We start from the raw sequence: 21,599 nt of genomic DNA on the forward strand, positions 1-21,599 counted from the left end.
CGGCTCCGGCGAGCAGTACTGGAGCGTGATCTCGCTGGCGGACCAGGTCGCGGCGCTGCGCTTCCTGATCGACACCCCGCAGCTGAGCGGCGCGGTCAACCTGACCGGCCCGGAGCCGGTGACCAACGCTCGGCTGACCGAGGTGCTGGGCCGGGTGCTCGGGCGGCCGACGCTGTTCGCGGTGCCGGAGTTCGCCCTGCGGGCGGTGCTCGGGGAGATGGCGGTGGAGGTGGCGGGCAGCCACCGGGTGCTGCCGAAGCGGCTCCTGGAGGCCGGCTTCGAGTTCCGGCACCGGGACGCGGAGGCGGTGGTCCGGGCCGCGCTGTAGGTCGCTCCCCCGGCGCCCGTTTCCCGGCTTCCCGGCCCCGGCGGCCGCGCACACCAGGGGGCGCACGGAGGCATGCCGACGGCGCGTCGCGCGCCAGTGGTGACCGTGCGCGCCCACGACCGTGCCGCCCGCCCCCTCAAGGCGCACACTCCGTGACCGTGCTCCCGCCTGGTGCCGCCACGCCCCTCCCGTGCCTCCCCATTCCACCGGATCCCCCGGTCTGATCAGGACATTGACGGGGCATCACACGAACGGACCGGTTCCCGGCACGACGCTGCCCGCACGGCCGGAGTTCATCGGTCCGGCCGCGCCCGGCCGCGGATACCACCGTCAGGGAGGAGCACATCCGTGCCCGCATACGACTTCACCCGCCGCATCCGCCAGCCGTCGGACCCCGACGTCCTCGTGATCGGCGCCGGTCTCGCCGGCCTCGCGGCCGCCCGGGCGCTGACCGCACGCGGCATCACCGTCCAGGTCCTGGAGGCCGCGGCGCAGCTCGGCGGGCGGATGGCCGCCCGCGAGCTGGACGGCTTCCGGCTGGACCAGGGCGGCCTGCTGCTCAACACCGACTTCCCGGAGCTGGCCCGGCGCTTCGACGTGGACCGGCTGGCGCTGCGCCCGCTCGCGCCCGGGATGCTGGTGTACAGCGGCGGCCGCCGGCACCGGGTCGGCGACCCGCAGCAGACCACCGCCCGGCAGGCCGCCTCCCGGGGCCCGCTCGGCAGCCCGCTGGACAAGGCCCGGCTGGCCGCCACGCTCGGCCGGCTGGCCGCCACGCCCGCCGCCCGGCTGCTGGCCCGTCCGGAGACCACGGCCGCCCGGGCGCTGGCCGAGCGAGGCCTGTCCCCGCGCATCGTGGACGGCTTCCTGCGGCCGCTGCTCGGGGTGCTGCTCGCCGACCCCGCGCTCACCACCAGCAGCCGGGTGGCCGACCTGGTGCTGCGCAGCTACGCGCGGGGCCGGCTCTGTCTGCCCGCAGGCGGGGCGAGCGCGGTGCCCGCCCAGCTGGCCGAGCAGCTGCCGGCCGGTACCGTCCGGCTCGGCGTGGAGGCCACCTCGGTCTCGGCGGACGGCGTCCAGACCGCCGCGCACGGCCGGATCGCCGCCCGGGCGGTGGTGGTGGCCACCGACGCGCGGTCGGCGGCCGTGCTGCTGCCCGGGCTGCGGCTGCCCGGCTTCCACCCGGTCACCACGTACTTCCACGCGGCCGACCGCGCGCCGATGGAGGAGCCGCTGCTGCTGCTCGACGCCGACCGCGGCACGGCGCGGGGCGGGATCTCGCACTCGCTGGTGCTCAGCGCGCTGGACCCGTCGTACGCGCCCGCCGGGCGGGCGCTGATCGCCACCACCGTGCTCGGCCGGCAGAGCTTCGACCCGGGCGGCCCGGCCGGGGCGGAGCCGGCCGTGCGGCGGCGGCTGGCGGAGCTGTACGGCACCGGGACGGCCGACTGGGAGTTCCTGAGCGTGCGGCACCAGCCGGACGCGGTGCCGGCGATGCCGCCGCCGCACAACGTCCGCCGCCCGGTGCGGCTGCTGGCCGGGCTGTACACCTGCGGGGACCACCGGGACACCAGCACCGTGCAGGGCGCGCTGGTCTCCGGGCGGCGGGCGGCCCAGGCGGTGCTCAGCGACCTCGGTGTGCCGGCCGCCGAGCGGGCGGCGGACGTGGCCGCATAACCGCTGCACGTCGGCTCCGCCCGCACCCCGCCTCCCGCACCCTCGGCCGACCGGCCCTGGGTGCGGGGCGCGGGGCTCCCCGCCCGGACCTCAGATCACCCCCGACTGCCGGGCCGCGTCCTCGAAGGCGCGGACCACGGCGTGGCTGCGGTAGGGCGCCAGCCGGCGGTGGAAGTCGCGCAGGTACTCGACCGTGCGGGCGGAGCGCATCTCGCCGGCCGCCCGCAGCGCGTCGGTGGCCATCTGGCAGGCCTCCTCGACCTCGCCGAGGCCCAGGCGGGCGGAGGCGAGCACCAGGCGGCAGAGGATCCGGCTGCGGGCGTAGGCGGGGCCGCGCAGCCGCAGCGACTTCTCGGCGTGCTGCGCGGCGGGCCGCCACTGCTGGAGGTCGCGGTAGCAGTGGGCGAACTCGTCGGCGAGCTGGGCGTCGTCGAAGTAGCGCGCCCAGGACGGGACTTCGTCGCCCGGGCGGCTGGTGCCCAGGGCCCGCTCGCAGCGCACCAGCGCGGTGGTGCAGGAGCGGACGTCGCCGACCAGGCCGTGGCCGCGGGCCTCGGCGGCGTGCATCAGGGCCTGAACCACCGGCACGGCGGTGCTGCCGACGCCCTGCTGGGCGACCCGGGCGAGCTGGATGGCCTCCCTGGCGTGCCCGAGGTGGACGGCCTGCTGGCTCATGGTGGTGAGGATGAAGCCGCCGAGCACTCTGTCCCCCGCCGCCTGGGAGAGCCGCAGGGCCTGCACGAAGTAGCGCTGGGCCAGGCCGTGCGCCGCGATGTCGAAGGAGGTCCAGCCGGCCAGCCTGGTCAGGTCGGCGACCGCGCTGAACAGCGCGCGCCCGACCGGCTCGCCGTAGCGGCCGCGCAGCATCGGCTCGGCCTCGCTCTCCAGGTAGCGGACCAGCGCCTGGCGGGCGTGGCCGCCGCCGTAGGCGTGGTCGAGGGCCCGGAAGAGGTCGCCGACGGCCCGGATGGCGGCGATGTCGCCGCGGCCGACCCGGACCGGGGGCCGGTGGTCGCGAGGCTGCTCCGGCTGGTCGGGGCCGGCCGGCGGACGGCGCCCGTGCTGGGGCGGCCGGCCCTGCTGCGGCACCCGGGGCGGGCCCGTAGGGTGCCCGGCCCGGGCCGCGGGCAGCTCCACCCGGGCGGGTGGCGCCTCCTGCGGGGGCGGCGCGGAGCCGTCCCGGGCGACCCGCTCGTCGGTGCGGCCGATCAGCCAGTCCCGGCTGGGCACCACCAGCCCGGCCGGGGTGAAGGCGATCTTGCGGAGCTCGGCGTACGGACCGTTGTCCTTGCGCCACATGGAGGCGACGATGTCGACGGCCTCCTGGGGCGTCTCGGCGAACTCCAGGCCGGCGTAGACCGGGGCGCAGGCGTCCAGCCCCACGTCCTGGGCGGTCAGCCGGCGGCCGAGGCGGCGGGTGAAGACCTCGGCGATCAGCGCCGGGGTCGCCCCGCGCGGCTGCTGGCCGCGCAGCCAGCGGGTCACCGAGGTCTTGTCGTAGCGCAGGTCGAGCCCGTGCTCGAGGCCGAGCTGGTCGACCCGGCGGGCGAGGCCCGCGTGGGAGAAGCCGGACTCCTCGATCAGCGCGGCGAGCTGCGGGTTCTGGGTCCGGGCGGTGGCCGGGGCGGGGTCGGTGGGGTGGTCGGCGGCGGGCACGGCGGGCACGGTGGGCACGGTGGGCGCGTGCGCAGGGGCCCCGGCCGGCACGTCGTGCGGGTCGAGCGGGTCGAGCGGTCCGTACGCCGGGCTGTCGGTTGCAGGCCGTTGGGGCATGTCTGTCAACACCTCTCGAGCGCCGCACCGGACCCCCCGGTGCTCGGGGCGGCGCCCCCTGTCGGGAATCGGCGTGAATGTAGCGAGCATTCGGGCGCTATGGGCCGATCTGGGCGGGCAATCCTCCGAACGGGTGATGCATTGGCGTCCGTTGTGGGGAAGCTCGGGCTCCGCGTGTTTGGCTTGGATGTCCGCTGTGCCGAATCCGACTGCATGGCTCTGACCGCTATGCACGGGACGGTCGTTGTGGCGGTCGATCACATAGGAGGACGGGCCCGCAGTTCCTACCGTTCTCGGCCATGGACACCACTTCCGACCCGCGCCCGCTCAGCGGCCGAACCGCCCTGGTCACCGGAGCCGCCGCGGGCATCGGCCGGGCCTGCGCCGAGGCGCTCGCCGAGGCCGGCGCCCGGGTGTACGTCGTCGACCTCAGCGCCGACGCGGCCGCCGAGGTGGCCGGGCGGATCGGCGGGATCGCCTGCGTCGCCGACCTCGCCGACCCGGCGGCGGTGGACGCCCTGCCGGACGATGCCGACATCGTCGTCAACAACGCCGGCCTGCAGCACATCGCGCCGCTGCACGAGTTCCCGGTGGAGCGGTTCACCCAGATCCAGCGGGTGATGGTGGAGGCTCCGTTCCGGATCCTGCGCCACACCCTGCCGCACATGTACCGGGGCAACTGGGGACGGATCGTCAACATCTCCTCCGTGCACGGCCTGCGGGCCAGCGCCTTCAAGGCCGCGTACGTCACCGCGAAGCACGCCCTGGAGGGCCTGAGCAAGACCGCGGCCCTGGAGGGCGCCCGGCACGGCGTCACCAGCAACTGCATCAGCCCCGCCTACGTCCGCACCGCACTGGTGGAGCGGCAGATCGCCGACCAGGCCAGCGCGCACGGCATCGCCGAGGAGGAGGTGGTCGAGCGGATCATGCTCGACCGCACCGCCGTCAAGCGCCTGATCGAGCCCGCCGAGGTGGCCGCGCTGGCCGTCTGGCTCTGCTCGCCCGCCGCCTCCTACATCACCGGCACCAGCCTGCCCGTCGACGGCGGCTGGACCGCGCACTGACCCCGCCCGCGCCCCCGACGGGCCACCCGACCTCCCCGCCGCGCCGTGCTGCACCGCGCCGCACCCACCCACCCCGCACCACCCGACTCCCCCCGAGGTGACCCTGATGGCCAGCTCTCCCGACGTCGCGAGAAGCGGCTCCCGGCTCTGGAAGGTGGTCGGTGCCAGCCTGATCGGCACCACCATCGAGTGGTACGACTACTTCCTCTACGGCACCGCCGCCGCCCTGGTCTTCGGCAAGGTCTTCTTCCCCAACAGCGACCCGCTGACCGGCACCCTGCTCTCCTTCCTCACCTACGCGATCGGCTTCGCCGCCCGACCCCTCGGCGCCCTGGTCTTCGGGCACTTCGGCGACCGGATCGGCCGCAAGCGGCTGCTGGTCCTCAGCCTGCTGCTGATGGGCGGGGCGACCACCCTGATCGGCTGCCTCCCGACGTACCGCCAGGTCGGCGTGGCCGCACCGCTGCTGCTGACCGGGCTGCGGCTGGTGCAGGGCTTCGCGCTGGGCGGCGAGTGGGGCGGCGCGGTGCTGCTGGTGTCCGAGCACGGCGACCAGCGCCGCCGCGGCTTCTGGGCCTCCTGGCCGCAGGGCGGCGCCCCGGCCGGCAACCTGCTGGCCGCCGGCGTGCTCTCGCTGCTGACCACCGTGCAGAGCGACGCCGACTTCCTCGCCTGGGGCTGGCGGATCCCCTTCCTGCTCTCCGCGCTGCTGGTGCTGGTCGGCATGTGGATCCGCCTCTCGGTGGACGAGTCCCCGCTGTTCAAGCAGGCGCTGGCCGCCGCCGAGGCACGTGGCGGCCAGGAGCAGCCGCCGCTGGTCGCGGTGCTGCGCAACCACTGGCGGGACGTGCTGGTCGCGATGGGCGCCCGGATGGCCGAGAACATCTCGTACTACGTGATGACCACCTTTGTGCTGGCCTACGCCGTCGGCCACGTCCACCTCTCCAAGCAGACCGCGCTGAACGCCGTCCTGATCGGCTCCGCGATCCAGTTCGCGCTGATCCCGGTCTTCGGCGCGCTCTCCGACCGGGTCGGCCGCAAACCGGTCTACCTGGTGGGCGCGGTCGGGGTGGGGATCTGGGCCTTCGTCTTCTTCGGCCTGGTCGACACCAAGGACTTCGGCTCGCTGGTGCTGGCGGTGACCGTGGGGCTGGTCTTCCACAGCGCGATGTACGCGCCGCAGGCGGCCTTCTTCTCCGAGCTGTTCGCGACCCGGATGCGCTACTCCGGTGCCTCCATCGGCGCCCAGTTCTCCTCGGTCGCGGCCGGCGCCCCCGCCCCGCTGATCGCCACCGCGCTGCTCAAGGACTACGGCAGCGCCACCCCGATCGCGGTCTACGTCGCGATCGCCGCGGCCGTCACCGTGCTCGCCGTGCTCTGCGCCCGCGAGACCCGTGGGCGCGACCTGGCCGCGGTCGAGCCCTCCGGCCCGGCCGACGAGCGAACGGCGGGGCAGGCGGTCACCGTCTGAGCCCCCGTACGGCCCGGCGCGCTCCGCCATCCGCGCCGGGCCGTTCCGCCCTCCACCGAGAACTGGCACGATGTCCCGCACCATGGACCACCCCGACACCGGCCCCGCGCCCGGCGCCCCGGCCCCGGAGGCGACCGCGGAGACCTCCGCGGCCCCGGCGCTGCGGCGGCTGCTCGACCTGCTGGCCGCCGGCGCCGCCACCGAGGACTTCGCCGCCGTGCTCGCCGACGCCCGCCGCCGCGGCGCCCCGGCCGAGGTGCTGGCGGAGATCGACGACGCCACCTGGCAGGCCCTGCGGGTGCACCGGACCCTGCGTCAGCACCGGCGCCGGGAGACCGAGCTCACCGCCCTCTTCGACACCGCGGGGGACCTGGCCGCCTCGCGCGACCTGGACTCCGTCCTGCAGGCCATCGTCCGCCGGGCCAGGATGCTGCTCGGCACCGACACCGCCTACCTCACGCTCCCCGACGAGGCCGCCGGCGACACCTACATGCGGGTCACCGACGGCTCGGTCTCCGCGCTCTTCCAGCACCTGCGGCTCAGCCTCGGCGACGGCCTCGGCGGCCTGGTCGCCCAGCGGGCCCGCCCGTACGCCACCCCCGACTACCGGGCCGACGAGCGCTTCCACCACACCGACCGGATCGACGCCGGCGTGCTGGACGAGGGCCTGGTGGCGATCATCGGCGTCCCGCTGCTGCTCGGCGGCCGGGTGATCGGCGTGCTGTTCGCCGCCGACCGCTCGGCCCGCACCTTCTCCCCCGACGAGGTGGCCCTGCTCTGCACCCTGGCCGCGCACGCCGCGATCGCGCTGGACACCGCCGGCTCACTGGCCGAGACCCGCGCCGCACTCGCCGAACTCGCCACCGCCAACGAGGTCATCCGGGCCCACTCCGCCGCCGTCCAGCGCGCCGAGCAGGCCCACGACCGGCTCACCGACCTGGTGCTGCGGGGCGCGGAGGTGGCCGACGTGGCGGCAGAGGTGGCCGCCCTGCTCGACGCCGAGGTGTCCGTCCACGACACCGAGGGCAGCCCGGTCACCGGGCGGGCGCTGCCCGGCGGCGACCTGGCGGACGCCCTCGCCGCCTCCCGCCGCGAGGCCCGGGCCGTGCGGCACGGCACCGGCTGGGTGTGCGCCGTGCTGGCCGGCCAGGAACTGCTCGGCGGCCTCGCCCTGCACGGCCGCCCCGGCCTGGACGACGCCGACCGCCGGATCTTCGAGCGCGCCGGGGTGGTCACCGCACTGCTCCTGCTGCTGCGGCGGTCGGTCGCCGAGACCGAGAACCGGATCCGCGGCGAGTTGCTCACCGACCTGCTCACCGCCCCCGACCGTGACCCGGCCGGCCTGGCCGCCCGGGGCCGCCGGCTCGGCGTCGACCTCACCCGCCCGCACCTGGCCCTGGTCGCCGCGACCACCGCCGAGGGCCGCGCCCGGCTGGCCGGCGCCGCCTCCCGGCACCTGTTCGGCTCCCGCGGCCTCAGCGCCGAGCACGGCGAGGCGGTCGTCCTGCTGCTCCCCGAGGACGGCACGGCGCCCGGCCCGCTCGCCCGGGACACCGCCGAGCAGCTGGCCCGGCTGGCCGGCGCCCCGGTGACGGTCGGCGTCGGCCGGCCCGCCACCGGGCCCGTGGCGCTGGCCGCGGCGTACGCGGAGGGGCTGCGCTGCGTCCGGGCGCTGCGGGTGCTCGGCCGGGAGGGGGACGGCGCCGCCGCCGCCGACCTGGGCTTCCTCGGCGTACTGCTCGGCGACGGGCATGAGGTGGACGCCTTCGTCGGCGCCACCCTCGGCCCGCTGCTGGAGTACGACGGCCGGCGGGGCACCGAGCTGGTGCGGACCCTGCGGGCGTACTTCGACTGCGGCGGCAGCCTCACCCGGGCCAAGGACCAGCTGCACGTCCACGTCAACACCGTGGTGCAGCGCCTCGACCGGATCGAGGCCCTGCTCGGACCGGACTGGAACCACCCCGAGCGCAGCCTCGAGCTCCACCTCGCGCTCCGCCTTCAGCTGCTCACCGCCGACTGACCTGGTGCCCCCGGTGCCCCCGGGAAGCTCCGCCGGACGGGTGTCAGCGGCGCAGGCGTACAGTTCTGGGGTTGGTCTCGAACGCCTGGCAAGGAGCAGTGGTGAGCGAGCAGATACGGTTCGTGCGGTTGGGTACCGGTGCAGGTGCGGTCCCGTACCAGGAGGCCTGGGCCGAGCAGCAGCGGCTGCACGCGCTGCGGGTCGCGGACGAGATCCCGGACACCGTGCTGCTGCTGGAGCATCCGCCCGTGTACACCATGGGCAAGCGCACCAATCCGGCCGACCTGCCGCTGGACGGCACCCCCGTGGTGGAGGTGAACCGGGGCGGTGAGATCACCTGGCACGGCCCCGGCCAGCTGGTCGGCTACCCGATCGTCAAGCTGCCGGACCCGATCGACGTGGTCGCCTACGTGCGGCGGCTGGAGGAGGCGCTGATCCGGGCGTGCGCCGAGTTCGGCGTGCGGACCACCCGGATCGAGGGCCGCAGCGGGGTCTGGAAGCTGGGCGCGGAGATCCCGGACGCGGTGGTGGACCCGTCCCAGGTGGTGGAGATCGGCAAGCTGACGCTGCGGATGGGCCTGCCGCTGGGGATCGACCCGCGGCTGGCCGGGCCCGAGTACGCGCCGTCCAACGCCGGCCAGCGCGGCGACGACCGCAAGCTCGCGGCGATCGGCGTCCGGGTGGCGCGCGGGGTGACCATGCACGGCTTCGCGCTCAACTGCGACCCGGACATGACCTGGTTCGACAAGATCGTGCCGTGCGGCATCCGGGACGCCGGGGTCGGCTCGGTCAGCTCCGAGCTGGGCCGGGACTTCACGGTGGCCGAGGCGCTGCCGGTGGTCGAACGGCACCTCGGCGCGGTCCTGGCCGAGCTGTCGGAGCCCGCGCTCACCCGCTGAGTCCGGGAATCCATACCGGGCCTAGGTTGTTGCCCTGCGATTGCAGGGCCGGGCCCGGCGCAATCGAAGAAAGCACAGGCGTACCCTGGGGGTACCCCGTCTAGTCCTAGGAGTCGCACGTGTCCGCTGTCGCACCCGACGGCCGGAAGCTCCTCCGTCTGGAGGTCCGGAACGCCGAGACCCCCATCGAGCGGAAGCCCGAGTGGATCAAGACCCGGGCGAAGATGGGCCCGGAGTACAACGCGCTGCAGTCGCTGGTGAAGAAGGAGGGGCTGCACACGGTCTGCCAGGAGGCGGGCTGCCCCAACATCTTCGAATGCTGGGAGGACCGCGAGGCGACCTTCCTGATCGGCGGCGACCAGTGCACCCGCCGCTGTGACTTCTGCCAGATCGACACCGGCAAGCCGGCCGACTTCGACCGGGACGAGCCGCGCCGGGTCGCCGAGTCCATCGTCACGATGGACCTGAACTACGCGACCATCACCGGCGTCGCCCGCGACGACCTGGAGGACGGCGGCTCCTGGCTGTACGCCGAGACCGTCCGCCAGGTGCACGCGCTCACCGCCGACCGCGCCACCGGCCGGACCGGCGTCGAGCTGCTGATCCCGGACTTCAACGGGGTGCCGGCGCTGCTGGACGAGGTCTTCGACTCCCGCCCCGAGGTGCTCGCGCACAACGTCGAGACGGTGCCGCGGATCTTCAAGCGGATCCGTCCGGCATTCCGCTACGAGCGCTCGCTGGACGTCATCACCCAGGCCCGCGCGGCCGGGATGGTGACCAAGTCCAACCTGATCCTGGGCATGGGCGAGACCCGTGAGGAGGTCAGCCACGCGCTGGCCGACCTGGTCGGTGCCGGCTGCGAGCTGATCACCATCACCCAGTACCTTCGGCCGTCCGTGCGACACCACCCGGTGGAACGCTGGGTGAAGCCGCACGAGTTCGTCGAGCTCCAGCAGGAGGCCGAGGAGCTGGGCTTCGCCGGGGTGATGTCCGGCCCGCTGGTGCGTTCCTCGTACCGCGCCGGGCGGCTGTACCGGCAGGCGCTGGAGCACCGCGCGCAGGCCGCGATCTGAGTTTCGTCCGATGATGGGGCGGGTCCCGTTGGGCCCGCCCCATCGTCGCGTCCGGGCTTCATCGGCCTTTGACGCCGAGGTCACCGACCGGTAACACCGGTTGGTCAGGATGACGGGGTCGGATCGATCCGTCTCGACAGCCACCGTCGACAGGCACAGGAGCGCGCGACATGCAGGCAGGTATCGGAGCGGTACGGGGCGGGCTGGCGCTGGGCCAGGTGCGTTCGGTCAAGGACGCGGTGCGGCTGGCGGAGCGGGTGCTGCTGGCCGGGGGCCAGCACCGCGCCCGGATCAACGCCTGGTCCGCGGTCTGCGAGAACCGCCGGCACGCGGCCGACCGGGTGGACGACAGCGCGCCGACGGGCGCCCGCGGCGCGGCCCGGCAGCGCGTCTAGCGGAAGACCCAGGTCACGAACCGGCACCGCCCTTGGATATCCCGTACCTGCCACACGTACCATGAGCGGTATGGCGAGGGAAACATCCGAGAACCCCGGGCGGCTGAAGCAGATCCGCACGGCGTACCAAATGACCAAGAAGGTCGACACCAAGATCGGCCTGATCATCGGAGGCATCGGCCTCCTCACCTTCGGCGTGTTCCTCGCCATCGGTTTCCTGATCGGTCACCCCATCTACCTGGGCATCCTGGGCTTCATCGTGGCCTTCCTGGCCATGGCGATCGTCTTCGGCCGCCGGGCCGAGCGGGCCGCCTTCGGGCAGATGGAGGGCCAGCCGGGCGCGGTCGCCGCGGTGCTGGACAACATCCGCCGCGGCTGGAGCGCCAACTCGACCCCGGTCGCGGTGACCCGCAACCAGGACGCGGTGTACCGGGCGGTCGGCCGCGCGGGCATCGCGCTGATCGGTGAGGGCAACCCGAACCGGGTCCGCCCGCTGCTGGCGGCCGAGAAGCGCAAGATGGCCAAGGTGGTCGGCGACATCCCGGTGCACGACATCATGGTCGGCAACGGCGAGGGCGAGATCCCGCTGAAGAAGCTGCAGATCCACCTGATGCGGCTGCCGCGCGCGATCACCCCGGGCCAGGTCACCGAGACCAACGACCGGCTGCGCGCACTGGGCGACCTGCTGTCGAAGGCGCCGATCCCCAAGGGCCCGATGCCCAAGGGTGCCCGGATGCCCAAGGGCGGCCAGGCCCGCTGACCGGCGACCTCAGACGACACCACGGCCCCGCCGCGATCCTCTCGCGGCGGGGCCGTTCGACGTTCCGGGCGCCGGCGCGACGTTCCGGGCGCCGGCGCCGCCCCGGGGCGCCCGGCCCGGGGCGCATGGCCGCCGGGCTTCCGAGGTGGTCGGGCCGGGACGCCTCGGATCCGTCAGGGCGTCCGAGGGGTCAGACGCGGACCTCGACGGTGCCCACGGCCTTGTCGTGCAGGCCGCGGCTGTCGCGGTCCCAGACCAGGGCCGGCACGACCAGGCAGAGCAGCAGGGTGCGCAGCAGCACCTGCGGCACGGTGGCCCGGCTGCCGTCCAGGCGGACCACCCGCAGGCCGAAGATCCGCTTGCCGACGGTGAAGCCGGCGGTGGCCAGCAGCACCACGGTGACCAGGTAGAACAGCGGGGTGGTCCACAGGTTGGCGACCGCCTGGTCACCGCGGGCGAGCAGACCGTAGGCGACCAGGCTGCACAGCCAGCCGTCCACGAACAGCGCGCCGATCCGCCGGCCCGGGCCGGCGATCGAGCCGGGGCCCTCCTTGGGCAGGCCCAGGCGCTCGCCGCGGTGGCCGAAGTCGGCACCCATCCGCTCGGCCGCGGCCTTCGGGCCGTCGATCCACGATCCCAACGCTTCTCTGGTATCCACGAATCCACAGTATCCGGACCTCTCGGGCGATCTTCGCCACCCTCCCCCCGCAGGGGTGAATCCGGTGTCGACAGGCTGCCACAAGTGGTCTGGACCACTTCGCGGCCAGGGTGCCGACGGGGGCTGCGTTTTGTCCGAAACCGTACGGCTTTGCCGCCCGGCGGAGCGGTCCGGTTAACATTCAGGAAACGGTGGAGTCACCGGTCGGAAACGGCCCAGCTCTAACGTGAGCCGCCCTAGGGTGAGCCACCAGACCGCACGCTGAGGAGGATGGATGTTCACCAACGCCGACGAGGTGAAGCAGTACATCGCCGACAACGACATCAAGTTCGTCGATGTCCGGTTCTGCGACCTGCCGGGCGTCATGCAGCACTTCTCGGTACCGGCGGCGACGTTCGACCCGTCCGAGACCCTGATGTTCGACGGCTCGTCGATCCGCGGCTTCCAGGCCATCCACGAGTCCGACATGGCGCTCGTACCGGACCTGGCGACCGCCCGGCTGGACCCGTTCCGGACCGAGAAGCACCTCAACATCAACTTCTTCATCCAGGACCCGATCACGGGCGAGGCCTACAGCCGCGACCCGCGCAACGTGGCCAAGAAGGCCGAGGCGTTCCTGGCCTCCTCCGGCATCGCCGACACCGCGTACTTCGGCCCGGAGGCCGAGTTCTACGTGTTCGACTCGGTGCGCTTCGAGACCAGCGCCAACGCCTCGTACTACCACATCGACTCCGAGGCCGGCGCCTGGAACAGCGGCTCCGCCGAGGGCGACGCGCGCGGCTACAAGGTGAAGTACAAGGGCGGGTACTTCCCGATCCCGCCGGTCGACCACTTCGCCGACCTGCGCGCCGAGATGTCGCTGGAACTGGCCAAGGCGGGCCTGGAGGTGGAGCGCCAGCACCACGAGGTCGGCACGGCCGGCCAGGCGGAGATCAACTACAAGTTCAACACCCTGCTGCACGCCGCCGACGACCTGATGCTGTTCAAGTACATCATCAAGAACGTCGCCTGGCGGAACGGCAAGACCGCCACCTTCATGCCGAAGCCGATCTTCGGGGACAACGGCTCGGGCATGCACGTGCACCAGTCGCTGTGGACCGAGGGCTCCCCGCTCTTCTACGACGAGCAGGGCTACGCGGGCCTCTCCGACACCGCCCGGTACTACATCGGCGGCCTGCTCAAGCACGCGCCCTCGCTGCTCGCCTTCACCAACCCGTCGGTGAACTCCTACCACCGGCTGGTCCCGGGCTTCGAGGCACCGGTCAACCTGGTCTACTCGCAGCGCAACCGCTCGGCCGCGATCCGGATCCCGATCACCGGCTCCAACGCCAAGGCGAAGCGGATCGAGTTCCGCGCGCCCGACCCGGCGTCCAACCCGTACCTGGCCTTCGCCGCCATGCTGATGGCCGGCCTGGACGGCATCAAGAACAAGATCGAACCGCTCGAGCCGGTCGACAAGGACCTCTACGAGCTCGCCCCCGACGAGCACGCGGCCGTCCCCCAGGTCCCCGCCTCGCTGGGCGCCGTCCTGGAGGCCCTGGAGGCCGACCACGAGTACCTGCTCGCGGGCGGCGTCTTCACCCCGGACCTGATCGAGACCTGGATCGACTTCAAGCGCACCAACGAGATCGCCCCGATCGCCCTGCGGCCGCACCCGCACGAGTTCGAGCTGTACTACGACCTGTAGGACCCCTCTGATCTGCGGAAACGCAGTTCGATCTCTTCTTGTTTCCGCAGGTCAGGAACCCTCCTGACCTGCGGAAACGGCCACCGGAGGCTGGCGCGGACGGTCCGGAGCGCGCCCCGGGCACCTGCGACGCCGTCGGTCGGGCGTTCCGGACGGGAACGGCAGGGCCCGCTCGCTTCTCCGCCCCGATCCGCTGTTCGACCTTCGCTGTTCAGCCACCTCGGCTACAGTCGGGCCACTGGTCACGCACTGGGGGGAGCCGCCCGGGATGGCAATGGCTGACAGGCGCGCGGAGCACTCCGGGGACACCTTCGCTGCGGAGCTTCGGCGACTGCGGCAGCGATCTCAACTGACGCTGGAGGCACTGGCGGAATCCTCCGGGGTCAGCGTCAGAACGATCGGCGGGCTGGAGCGGGGGCGTAGCCTGGGGCCGCAGCGCAGGACGGTGACCGCCCTGGCCGGCGGGCTCGGGCTGGGTCAGGCGGACCGGGTCCGCCTGGAGCAGCTCGCGGAGGCCGGACGTCCGCGACCGCTGACGGCGCCGGCCGGCTGGTGTGTTCCTCCCCGAGCGGTCCCGGATTTCGCAGGGCGGGAGGCCGAACTCGCGCACCTCGCGACGGTGTCGGCGGCGGGCTCCGGGGCACCGGTCGCGGTACTGTCCGGCCCGGGTGGCATCGGCAAGACCACGCTCGCGGTGCGGGCCGCGCGGCTGATCGCCGACTCGCGCGGCCTCGAAGTCTTCTACGTCAACCTGCGCGGGCTGGATTCCGAGCCGTTGGACCCGCACGCGGCGCTGTTCCGCCTGCTCAAGGCGCTGGGAGTCGCAGACCGGGACGTCCACGATGACATCGACGGCCGGTCCGGCCAGTTCCGCACGCTGTTCGAGCAGCATCCTGCCGTCCTGATCCTGGACAACGCCCGTGACGAGGAGCAGGTGCGTCCGTTGCTGCCCGGCGCGGGGACGGGACTTGTGCTGGTGACCAGTCGCAGGCTGCTGACCGGCTTGGAGGGCGTCCACCGCATGTCCGTGCCGACCCTGCAGGACGCGGAGGGATCGCGGTTGCTGGGGTCGATCATCGGTGACGTCGAGGGCCCGCGCGGCGAGGGGCTCGGCGAGCTGGTCGCGGTGTGCGGCGGGCTGCCGCTGGCGCTGCGCATCGTCGGCAACCGGCTGGCCACCCGCCCGGCGTGGACCGCGCGGGAGCTGGCGCACCGGCTGGCCGACTCCGGACGACGGCTGGAGCAGATCCGCGCCGGCGACCTGCGCATCACGGCGGCGTTCCGGATGTCGTACGACCAGCTGAGCCCGTCGGCCAGGCGCCTGTGCCGACGGCTGTCGTTGGTACCGGGAGCGGACTTTGACGTGGCGTTGGCCACGGTGGTCGGCGGGTCACCGTCGCCGCGGACCGCGGACGTGCTGGACACCGAGGAGGTGTTGGAGGAGTTGCACGAGCTGGGGCTTCTGTCCCAGTCCGACGACGGCCGCTACAGCTTCCACGACCTGATCCGGCTGTTCGCCGCCGAACGCCTCGCAGCCGAGGAGGACCCGGCCGGGCGCACGACCCTGATGCGGACAACGGTCGAGTGGCTGCTGCAGGTCACGATAGCCGCCGGCCTGTGGTTCGACCCGGATCACGGCGCCGAGCCGCCGGACTGGCGGCACCCGGTCGACCTGTCCAGCTCCGAGGCGGCCGCCGCCTGGTTGCGGGCCGAGTCGGACAACTGGTTCGGCGCGGTACGCGTCGCCGCCGCTCGGGGCTGGGATCGCGTCGTCGTCGAGACCGCGGACGCGGTGCACTGGTTCTCCAACCACTGGATGCTGTGGGCCCACTGGCACGAGCTCTTCACGCTGTCCGCGGCGGCGGCGCAGCGAGTCGGCGACCCGGTCGCGCATGCGACGCAGCTGTACAACCTGTCCTGGGCGACGGCCCAGAAGGGCGAGACCGAGCAGGCGGTGGCGTCCGCTCTGGAGGCGGCGCGGATCGCCGAGCAGGCCGGCGCGGTACGTCAGCGGGCCTGGGCCCTGCATTTCGCGGCGAGGGCGATGATGACCACCGATCCTGCGGCATCGCTGCCCTACTCCCAGCAATCGGAGCAGCTCTTCGCCGAGGTCGGCGACTGGACGGGCCACACCAGCGTCCTGATGTCGGTCGCCATCACGCTGCTGGGCCTCGGCGAGCCTGCTGCGGCGATCGAGAAGCTGCAGGCGGGGCTGGAGATCGCCCGCCGCCCGCCGGTGGGCGAGGCCTGGCAGACCATCGCCGACGTTCTGCTGACCTCGGGCCACTTCCACCTGGCCACGGCGCACCAGGCGGTCGGGGAGCACGAACTGGCCGAATCGGCCTACCGGGTCGCCGCCGACAACGCCGCCCGCACCGGCATGACACTCCACCAGGGCCGCGTCGAGGTGAAGCTGGCCCAGCTCCAGCACCAGCGGGGCCGGCTCGTTGAAGCCACGTCGACTTTGGAGCTGGCGCGGGAACGGTTCATGGAGGTGGACGCCACCGAGGAGATCACGGCGGCGGAAACGCTCCTGAAGGTGTGGAGCGGCACCGACGGAGGCTGAGCAACCTCACCTGCGCCCGTGCGTCGTCGAGCAGTTGATCGGAGGTACCCGCGTCTTCGGCCGGTCCGCGGGAAGGTTCTGGCACAGCGGGCTTTCCACCCGCTCCAGTGCGTCGCGGAGGGCGGCTCGGCTGGTGATGCCGAGTTTGGGAAAGACTTGGTAGAGGTGGGTGGAGACGGTGCGGGGCGAGAGGTAGAGCTTGGCGCCGATCTGCTTGTTGGTCAGTCCCCGGGCGGCGAGGCTGGCGATCTCCCACTGTTGCGGAGTCAGAGGGACACGGTCGGCGACGCCGTGGGCCGGGGCGCCGCAGGCGCGCAGTTCCGTGCCGGCCCGCTCGGCCCAGGGTGCGGCACCGAGCCAGTCGAAGGCCTCGATCGCGGCGGTGAGCTGGTTCCGGGCCTGGGCGGGGGCCCTGGTACGGCGCAGGCGTTCGCCGTAGGAGAGGCGGATCCGGGCCTGTTCGAACGGCCAGCGCTCGGCGCCTTGGACCGCCAGCGCTTCCTGATACCGCGACACGGCCTCGCCGTCGTCCGAGGCCGCGAGGCCGGCTGCGGCGAGCATGACCATCTTCAGCCGCGGCGAAACCAGGTCCAGCCCCGCAGCCCGTGCGGCGGCCACGTGGTTCAGCGCCTGGTCGCGTCGCCCGGTGCGCACCGCGGTCTCGGCGGCGTCCAGGAAGACCCACAGCGCCTGCCCGACGAAGGGGGCCGGCGTGCCCGGCTCGGAGATGACGCACACGTGCCGGTGCGCCTGCTCGAATTCGCCCTGCGCCAGCGCGATCGTGGCCCTGATCTGTGCGGCGTACCGGCGTACGGCCTCGGCCCGCCGGGAGCCGGCCCACTGGTCCATCTGGTCGGCGAGGACGCGGGCGGTGTCGAAGTCGCCGCAGGCCGCGGACACGCAGCCGAGGGTGAACTTCGCCGTCCACGACCGCAGCGGACAGTCGAACTCCTCGCACAGGTCGAGCGCCTCCCGGGACAGGCGCCGCGCCTCCGGCCACTGCCCGGAGAACCAGGCCTGGCTGCCCAGCAGGGACAGGGCCTGGATCGCCGGGAGGATGTTCTCTCCCCCGATGCCCCCGGCCGCCATGCGTCGCAGCGGCTCGTCGACCAGGCCCAGGCGGTCGCCGTAGGCGCAGGCGGTCCCCACCCTCAAGATCCTGGCCGGGTCCCGTTCCCCGGTCAGCGCCCCGGCCGCGGCGTCGAGCCGTTCCCAGTCCGACACCCGGGCCCGCACCGGGTCCCCGAAGACGGTCCGCATGAAGTGCAGGGTGTCCGGCACCGTGTCGAGTTCGGCCGCCAGCGCGTCGAAGACCGCCCACAGCTCGGGGCGCCCTCCGTACACGCAGACCATGAGCAACACGGCAAGCGCCTCCGGTAGAGCCGCGTCCGGGTTCCGGGCCGACCGCCGCTGCCGGGTGATGGCCCCGGTGAGCAGCCGAAAGGCCGTGTCGACGTCACCGTGGCTGTTGAGCAGGAACACCGAGGCGGCCATCGCCGCGGGCAGGGAGTCGGCGTCGGGGTCGGCGCTGCGGGCGTCCTCCAGCAGGCGGGGGACCTCGCGCAGGCTGCCGGTGAGGTTGGCGCCGACGTAGGCCGCGCTGGCCAGCAGGCGGGCCCGTTCCGCCCCGGTCGGGCTCAGTTCGGCGGCGCGAACCAAGGCCCCCACCGCGTTCGGCCCGTCGCCGCGGTGAGCGCTCACCTCGGCGGCCTCCTCCAGCAGGGCCGCGATCTCCGCATCGGGTTCGATCGAGGCCTGCGCCAAGTGCCAGGCCCGCTGCTCGGGTACTCCGGTCCACGCCGCGGCCAGCGCGCGGTGCACGCCGCGTCGCTGATCACTGGCCGCCAGGTCGACCACGGCCGAGCGGATGAGCGAGTGCCGGAAGCCCAGCCGGCCGGTGGCGTCATCGACGCGGACCAGGTGCACGCGCTCGGCCGGCGCCAGGTGCTTCAGGCTGCACCGGCCGGCCACGGCCCGCCGCACCACCTGCATGTTGCCGCTGCCTTCCAGCGCCGCGACCAGCAGCAGGTGCCGGGTCGGGGCCGGCAGCGCCTTGATCCGAGCGGCGAAGGCCGCCTGCAGCCTCTGGGTCAGGGGGATGCGCCGCGGCAGCGGCGCGGCCGCGGTGCGCTGCGGGTCGGTCAGGGCCGCGGGGAGTTCCAGCAGCGCCAGCGGATTGCCCTCGGCGTCGGCGATCAGTCGGCGGCGGACCCGTGCGGCCAGCGCCGGGAACCGGCGGGTGAGGAGTGCCTCGGAGTCGGCCGGGCTCAGCGGGCTCAACTCGTGGACGGGCAGGCCGCTGCGGTCGAAGACGCTCTCTTCCTCCGGTCTTGCGGCGCACGCCAACCCCGCGCCGGTGCCGGCGAGCCGGCGGGCGACACGTTCCAGGACCGCGGTGCTGGAGCGGTCCAGCCACTGCACGTCATCGAGCACCAGCAGACTGGGCCGGCCGCCGGAGAGGCTCTTGAGCAGCAGGACCATGGCCTCGGCGACCGCGTCGGGGCCGTGGACGATCCCCGGCCCGATGCCCAGGGCCGTGGCCAGGACGGGCGCCTCGGCTGCGGCGTCGCGCAGCTCGGGCGTGGTCGTCAGCAGCTGCGCCAGGGCCGAGTAGCCGGCCTGGGCGCGGTACTGGACGCCTGTGGCCCGTAGCACCCGCAGCCCGCGGACGGTCGCCTCGGCGGCCGCGGTGTCCAGCAGTGCCGTCTTGCCCACGCCGGGCTCGCCCAGCAGCACCACGGATCCACCCGCGTCCGGGATACCGGCGATGAAGTCGTCGAACCGCGCCAGATCCGTCGACCGGCCGACCAGCGACCCGTGCGGGGTGTCCGATGTCCTGTCCGGGGCCGATACGTCGAGCATGGTGCCGTGCCTCCATCGCAGGCGTTCGAGATGCCTTCATTGAAGTCACCGGGCAGATCCGCGAGCCAGGCAAAACGACGTGCAAAAGTGTTCTGTCAGGCCGTCAGCAGGGTTGCTGGGCCGCCTTGGCCGCTCCGTGCTGCGAGGAGGTCGGTCACGCTTCGGGTAGCTCGTTCAGCGCCACTACGTCAGATGACGGGAGCGGGTCCGCCGTCGGCGCTCCTACCGTCACTGGCAGCGCCGGGCATCCCGCCCCGGAGATGACTGGAGGAATGATGGACCAGGCACGCGGCAGTGTCGTACTCGTCCACGGAGGCTTCGTGGACGGCTCCGGGTGGCAAGGCGTCCACGACGCGCTGAAGGCCGACGGCTACAACGTGGCCGTCGTCCAGAACCCCACCTTGTCGTTGGAAGGCGACGTAGCCACCACCCACCAGGTGATCGAGGACATGCCCGGACCGGTCACGCTGGTCGGCCACTCCTACGGTGGCGCGGTCATCACCGAGGCCGGCACCCACGAGAAGGTCAAGGCGCTCGTCTACATCGCCGCGTTCGCCCCCGACAAGGGCGAGTCGGTCGCCACTCTGATCGCCGACCCGCCGCCGGGTGCCCCGGTGCCACCGATCCTGCCGCCGGTCGACGGCTTCCTGTTCCTGGACCGGGACAAGTTCGCCGAATCCTTCGCCGGCGACCTGCCGAGGGCACAGGCCCAGTTCATGGCCGACTCCCAGGTCCCCTGGGGCTTGGACGCCCTCAACGGCGCGGTGTCCCAGCCGGCCTGGCGCTTCAAGCCGTCCTGGTACCTCGTCGCCGCCGACGACCGCATGATCCCGCCGCCGGCCCAGCGCGCGATGGCCGAGCGGATCGGTGCCACCACCGTCGAGGCACCCGGCAGCCACTCGGTGTACCTCTCCCAGAACGCCGCCACCGCCGACCTGATCAAGCAGGCCGCGCGCGGCTGACCTCAGCCCGGCGGTCTCCCCGATCCCAACGTCCGAGGAGTCCCATGAAGACGGAGTTTTCCCGCCGCACGATGCTGGCCGCAGGAGCGGCGCTGGCCGGGTCGGCCGCGCTGGCGGCGAGTGGGGGAGGGACAGCCTCCGCCGCGGCCCCGAGCGGTACCGGTGAGAGGAAGCCGAGAGTGAAGCCCACCATCGTCCTGGTGCACGGCGGCTACGCCGACTCCTCCTGCTGGAACGCCACCATCGGCGAGCTGCAGCACAAGGGCTACACCACGGTCTGCGGGTCCAATCCGCTGCGCGGCATCCCGACCGACGCCCCCTACATCGCCAGCCTGCTGGACAGCATCGCCGGACCGGTCGTGCTGGTCGCCCACTCCATGGGCGGGACGGTCATCACCAACGCCGCCGCCGGGAAGGCGAACGTCAAGGCCCTGGTGTACGTCGCCGCGTTCGTGCCCGACGTGGGCGAGACGCAGGGCGAGCTCATCACCAAGTTCCCCGGCAGCGAGGTCGCGCCGGTGAGCGTGCCGGTGCCGTACACCAAGGCCGACGGCACCACCGGGACCGATCTGTACCTGGGCAGGAACGGCCAGGCGGCCTTCGCCGCCGACCTCTCCACCGCCGAATTCCAGATCCTCCAGGCCACGCAGCGGCCGTTCGACGCCGACTCCTTCACCTTCCCGACGACGGCCGCGGCCTGGAGGACGATCCCGACCTGGGGCCTGGTCGCCGGCCGGGACAAGGCGATCCCGCCGGCGTGCGAGCGCTGGATGTACACCCGCGCCAATGCCCGCAAGGTGGTCGAAGTGCCGACCTCCTCCCACGTCGTGATGCTCAGCCACCCCAGGGTCGTCGCCGACCTCATCGACGACGCCGCCAGGGCGGTCGGCTGACATCGAGGGGCGAGCGCCCCGGCCGGGAGCACTCCCCCTCCGGGGCCGTGGGAGGCCACTCGGGTCAGGACGGTGTGCGAGCACTACTGCGGACCTGTAGGCCGGCCCGGCCGGTGCTGACGAAGGCCTCCGCCCCCGGGGCGGAGGCCTTCGCGCGTCGAGCGCCGCACAACGGGCCCACGGGGTACCGGGATCGGGGGATCACGCGCGCCGGTCGACCGTGATCCTCCTTCGCCGATCCCGGCGCCGTTCGGCTTCGGGTCGGAGACCTCCGGGCTGCTGCCGCACGGGGACCGATCGGCTCAGGCGGGCGGGGGGAGGCCCGGGAGGGGGTCCTGTTCGCCGGGCAGGACGCGGGTGGTCGGGTCCGGGCGGCGGCACTCGCGGCCGAGCCGGAGCATCCTGGACTCGGGGTCGTGCAGCGGACGGCCGCAGCGCAGGCAGCGCACCTCGGCGGGCAGGCGGGTGGGGACCGGCGGGATCAGGGCGGGCTCTGGCACCCCCACAGTCT

General features: G+C 73.4%; 17 protein-coding genes. 13 read left to right on the plus strand and 4 right to left on the minus strand.

Going from position 1 to position 21,599, the window contains the following annotated elements; translation table 11 throughout:
* Both AB0K43_RS16770 and AB0K43_RS16775 read left to right on the plus strand, forming a co-directional pair.
* A partial coding sequence (locus AB0K43_RS16770) for a DUF1731 domain-containing protein (protein ID WP_363640281.1) occupies positions 1-328 on the plus strand: 328 nt, incomplete at its 5' end.
* A 348-nt stretch (positions 329-676) separates the two neighbouring features.
* Complete coding sequence (locus AB0K43_RS16775) at positions 677-2,005, plus strand: FAD-dependent oxidoreductase (RefSeq protein ID WP_363640283.1); 1,329 nt, start codon at positions 677-679, stop codon at positions 2,003-2,005.
* Positions 2,006-2,095: 90 nt separating this feature from the next.
* Here AB0K43_RS16775 and AB0K43_RS16780 read toward each other — a convergent pair whose 3' ends face one another.
* Positions 2,096-3,778, minus strand: coding sequence for a regulator (locus AB0K43_RS16780; RefSeq protein ID WP_363640285.1), 1,683 nt, complete (start codon positions 3,776-3,778; stop codon positions 2,096-2,098).
* A gap of 299 nt (positions 3,779-4,077) precedes the next feature.
* Here AB0K43_RS16780 and AB0K43_RS16785 point away from each other — a divergent pair, with 299 nt between their 5' ends.
* The 7 genes from AB0K43_RS16785 to AB0K43_RS16815 all read left to right on the plus strand — a co-directional run bounded on the left by AB0K43_RS16785 (position 4,078) and on the right by AB0K43_RS16815 (position 11,460).
* Positions 4,078-4,842 (plus strand): 3-hydroxybutyrate dehydrogenase, encoded by a 765-nt coding sequence (locus tag AB0K43_RS16785; RefSeq protein WP_363640287.1) that lies wholly within the window; start codon positions 4,078-4,080, stop codon positions 4,840-4,842.
* 106 nt (positions 4,843-4,948) lie between these two features.
* Positions 4,949-6,313, plus strand: coding sequence for an MFS transporter (locus tag AB0K43_RS16790; protein ID WP_363640289.1), 1,365 nt, complete (start codon positions 4,949-4,951; stop codon positions 6,311-6,313).
* Positions 6,314-6,383: 70 nt separating this feature from the next.
* Positions 6,384-8,333, plus strand: a complete 1,950-nt coding sequence (locus tag AB0K43_RS16795; protein WP_363640291.1) for a helix-turn-helix domain-containing protein — start codon at positions 6,384-6,386, stop codon at positions 8,331-8,333.
* 98 nt (positions 8,334-8,431) lie between these two features.
* Entirely contained in the window at positions 8,432-9,232 is an 801-nt protein-coding gene (gene lipB, locus AB0K43_RS16800) for a lipoyl(octanoyl) transferase LipB (protein WP_363640539.1), read from the plus strand.
* 119 nt (positions 9,233-9,351) lie between these two features.
* Complete coding sequence (lipA, locus tag AB0K43_RS16805) at positions 9,352-10,305, plus strand: lipoyl synthase (protein ID WP_363640293.1); 954 nt, start codon at positions 9,352-9,354, stop codon at positions 10,303-10,305.
* A gap of 170 nt (positions 10,306-10,475) precedes the next feature.
* On the plus strand, positions 10,476-10,700 hold the full coding sequence (locus AB0K43_RS16810; RefSeq protein ID WP_363640295.1) for a hypothetical protein: 225 nt from the start codon (positions 10,476-10,478) through the stop codon (positions 10,698-10,700).
* A gap of 70 nt (positions 10,701-10,770) precedes the next feature.
* The gene (locus AB0K43_RS16815; RefSeq protein ID WP_363640297.1) at positions 10,771-11,460 is read left to right on the plus strand and encodes a DUF4191 domain-containing protein; all 690 of its coding nucleotides are present in this window, start codon (positions 10,771-10,773) and stop codon (positions 11,458-11,460) included.
* 190 nt (positions 11,461-11,650) lie between these two features.
* On the opposite strand, the gene AB0K43_RS16820 is transcribed toward AB0K43_RS16815, so the two are convergent.
* A complete protein-coding gene (locus tag AB0K43_RS16820; RefSeq protein ID WP_363640299.1) occupies positions 11,651-12,118 on the minus strand; it encodes an RDD family protein in 468 nt (155 codons plus the stop codon).
* A 274-nt stretch (positions 12,119-12,392) separates the two neighbouring features.
* Between AB0K43_RS16820 and glnA the strand changes: the two genes are divergently transcribed.
* Both glnA and AB0K43_RS16830 read left to right on the plus strand, forming a co-directional pair.
* Positions 12,393-13,805, plus strand: coding sequence for a type I glutamate--ammonia ligase (gene glnA / locus AB0K43_RS16825; protein WP_363640301.1), 1,413 nt, complete (start codon positions 12,393-12,395; stop codon positions 13,803-13,805).
* A gap of 274 nt (positions 13,806-14,079) precedes the next feature.
* Positions 14,080-16,371 (plus strand): helix-turn-helix domain-containing protein, encoded by a 2,292-nt coding sequence (locus AB0K43_RS16830; protein WP_363640303.1) that lies wholly within the window; start codon positions 14,080-14,082, stop codon positions 16,369-16,371.
* 6 nt (positions 16,372-16,377) lie between these two features.
* Here the strand turns inward: AB0K43_RS16830 and AB0K43_RS16835 are convergent, their stop codons facing one another.
* On the minus strand, positions 16,378-19,233 hold the full coding sequence (locus AB0K43_RS16835; protein WP_363640305.1) for an AAA family ATPase: 2,856 nt from the start codon (positions 19,231-19,233) through the stop codon (positions 16,378-16,380).
* Positions 19,234-19,508: 275 nt separating this feature from the next.
* On the opposite strand from AB0K43_RS16835, the gene AB0K43_RS16840 reads away from it, so the two are divergent.
* Together AB0K43_RS16840 and AB0K43_RS16845 are read left to right on the plus strand one after the other, a co-directional pair.
* Entirely contained in the window at positions 19,509-20,195 is a 687-nt protein-coding gene (locus AB0K43_RS16840) for an alpha/beta hydrolase (RefSeq protein WP_363640307.1), read from the plus strand.
* A gap of 179 nt (positions 20,196-20,374) precedes the next feature.
* A complete protein-coding gene (locus AB0K43_RS16845; protein WP_363640309.1) occupies positions 20,375-21,088 on the plus strand; it encodes an alpha/beta hydrolase in 714 nt (237 codons plus the stop codon).
* A 302-nt stretch (positions 21,089-21,390) separates the two neighbouring features.
* Here AB0K43_RS16845 and AB0K43_RS16850 read toward each other — a convergent pair whose 3' ends face one another.
* Positions 21,391-21,588, minus strand: a complete 198-nt coding sequence (locus tag AB0K43_RS16850) for a DUF6011 domain-containing protein (RefSeq protein ID WP_363640311.1) — start codon at positions 21,586-21,588, stop codon at positions 21,391-21,393.
* Positions 21,589-21,599 lie beyond the last annotated feature (11 nt).

The organism is Kitasatospora sp. NPDC049258 (assembly GCF_040678895.1).
In the GTDB taxonomy this organism is placed as follows: Bacteria; Actinomycetota; Actinomycetes; order Streptomycetales; family Streptomycetaceae; genus Kitasatospora.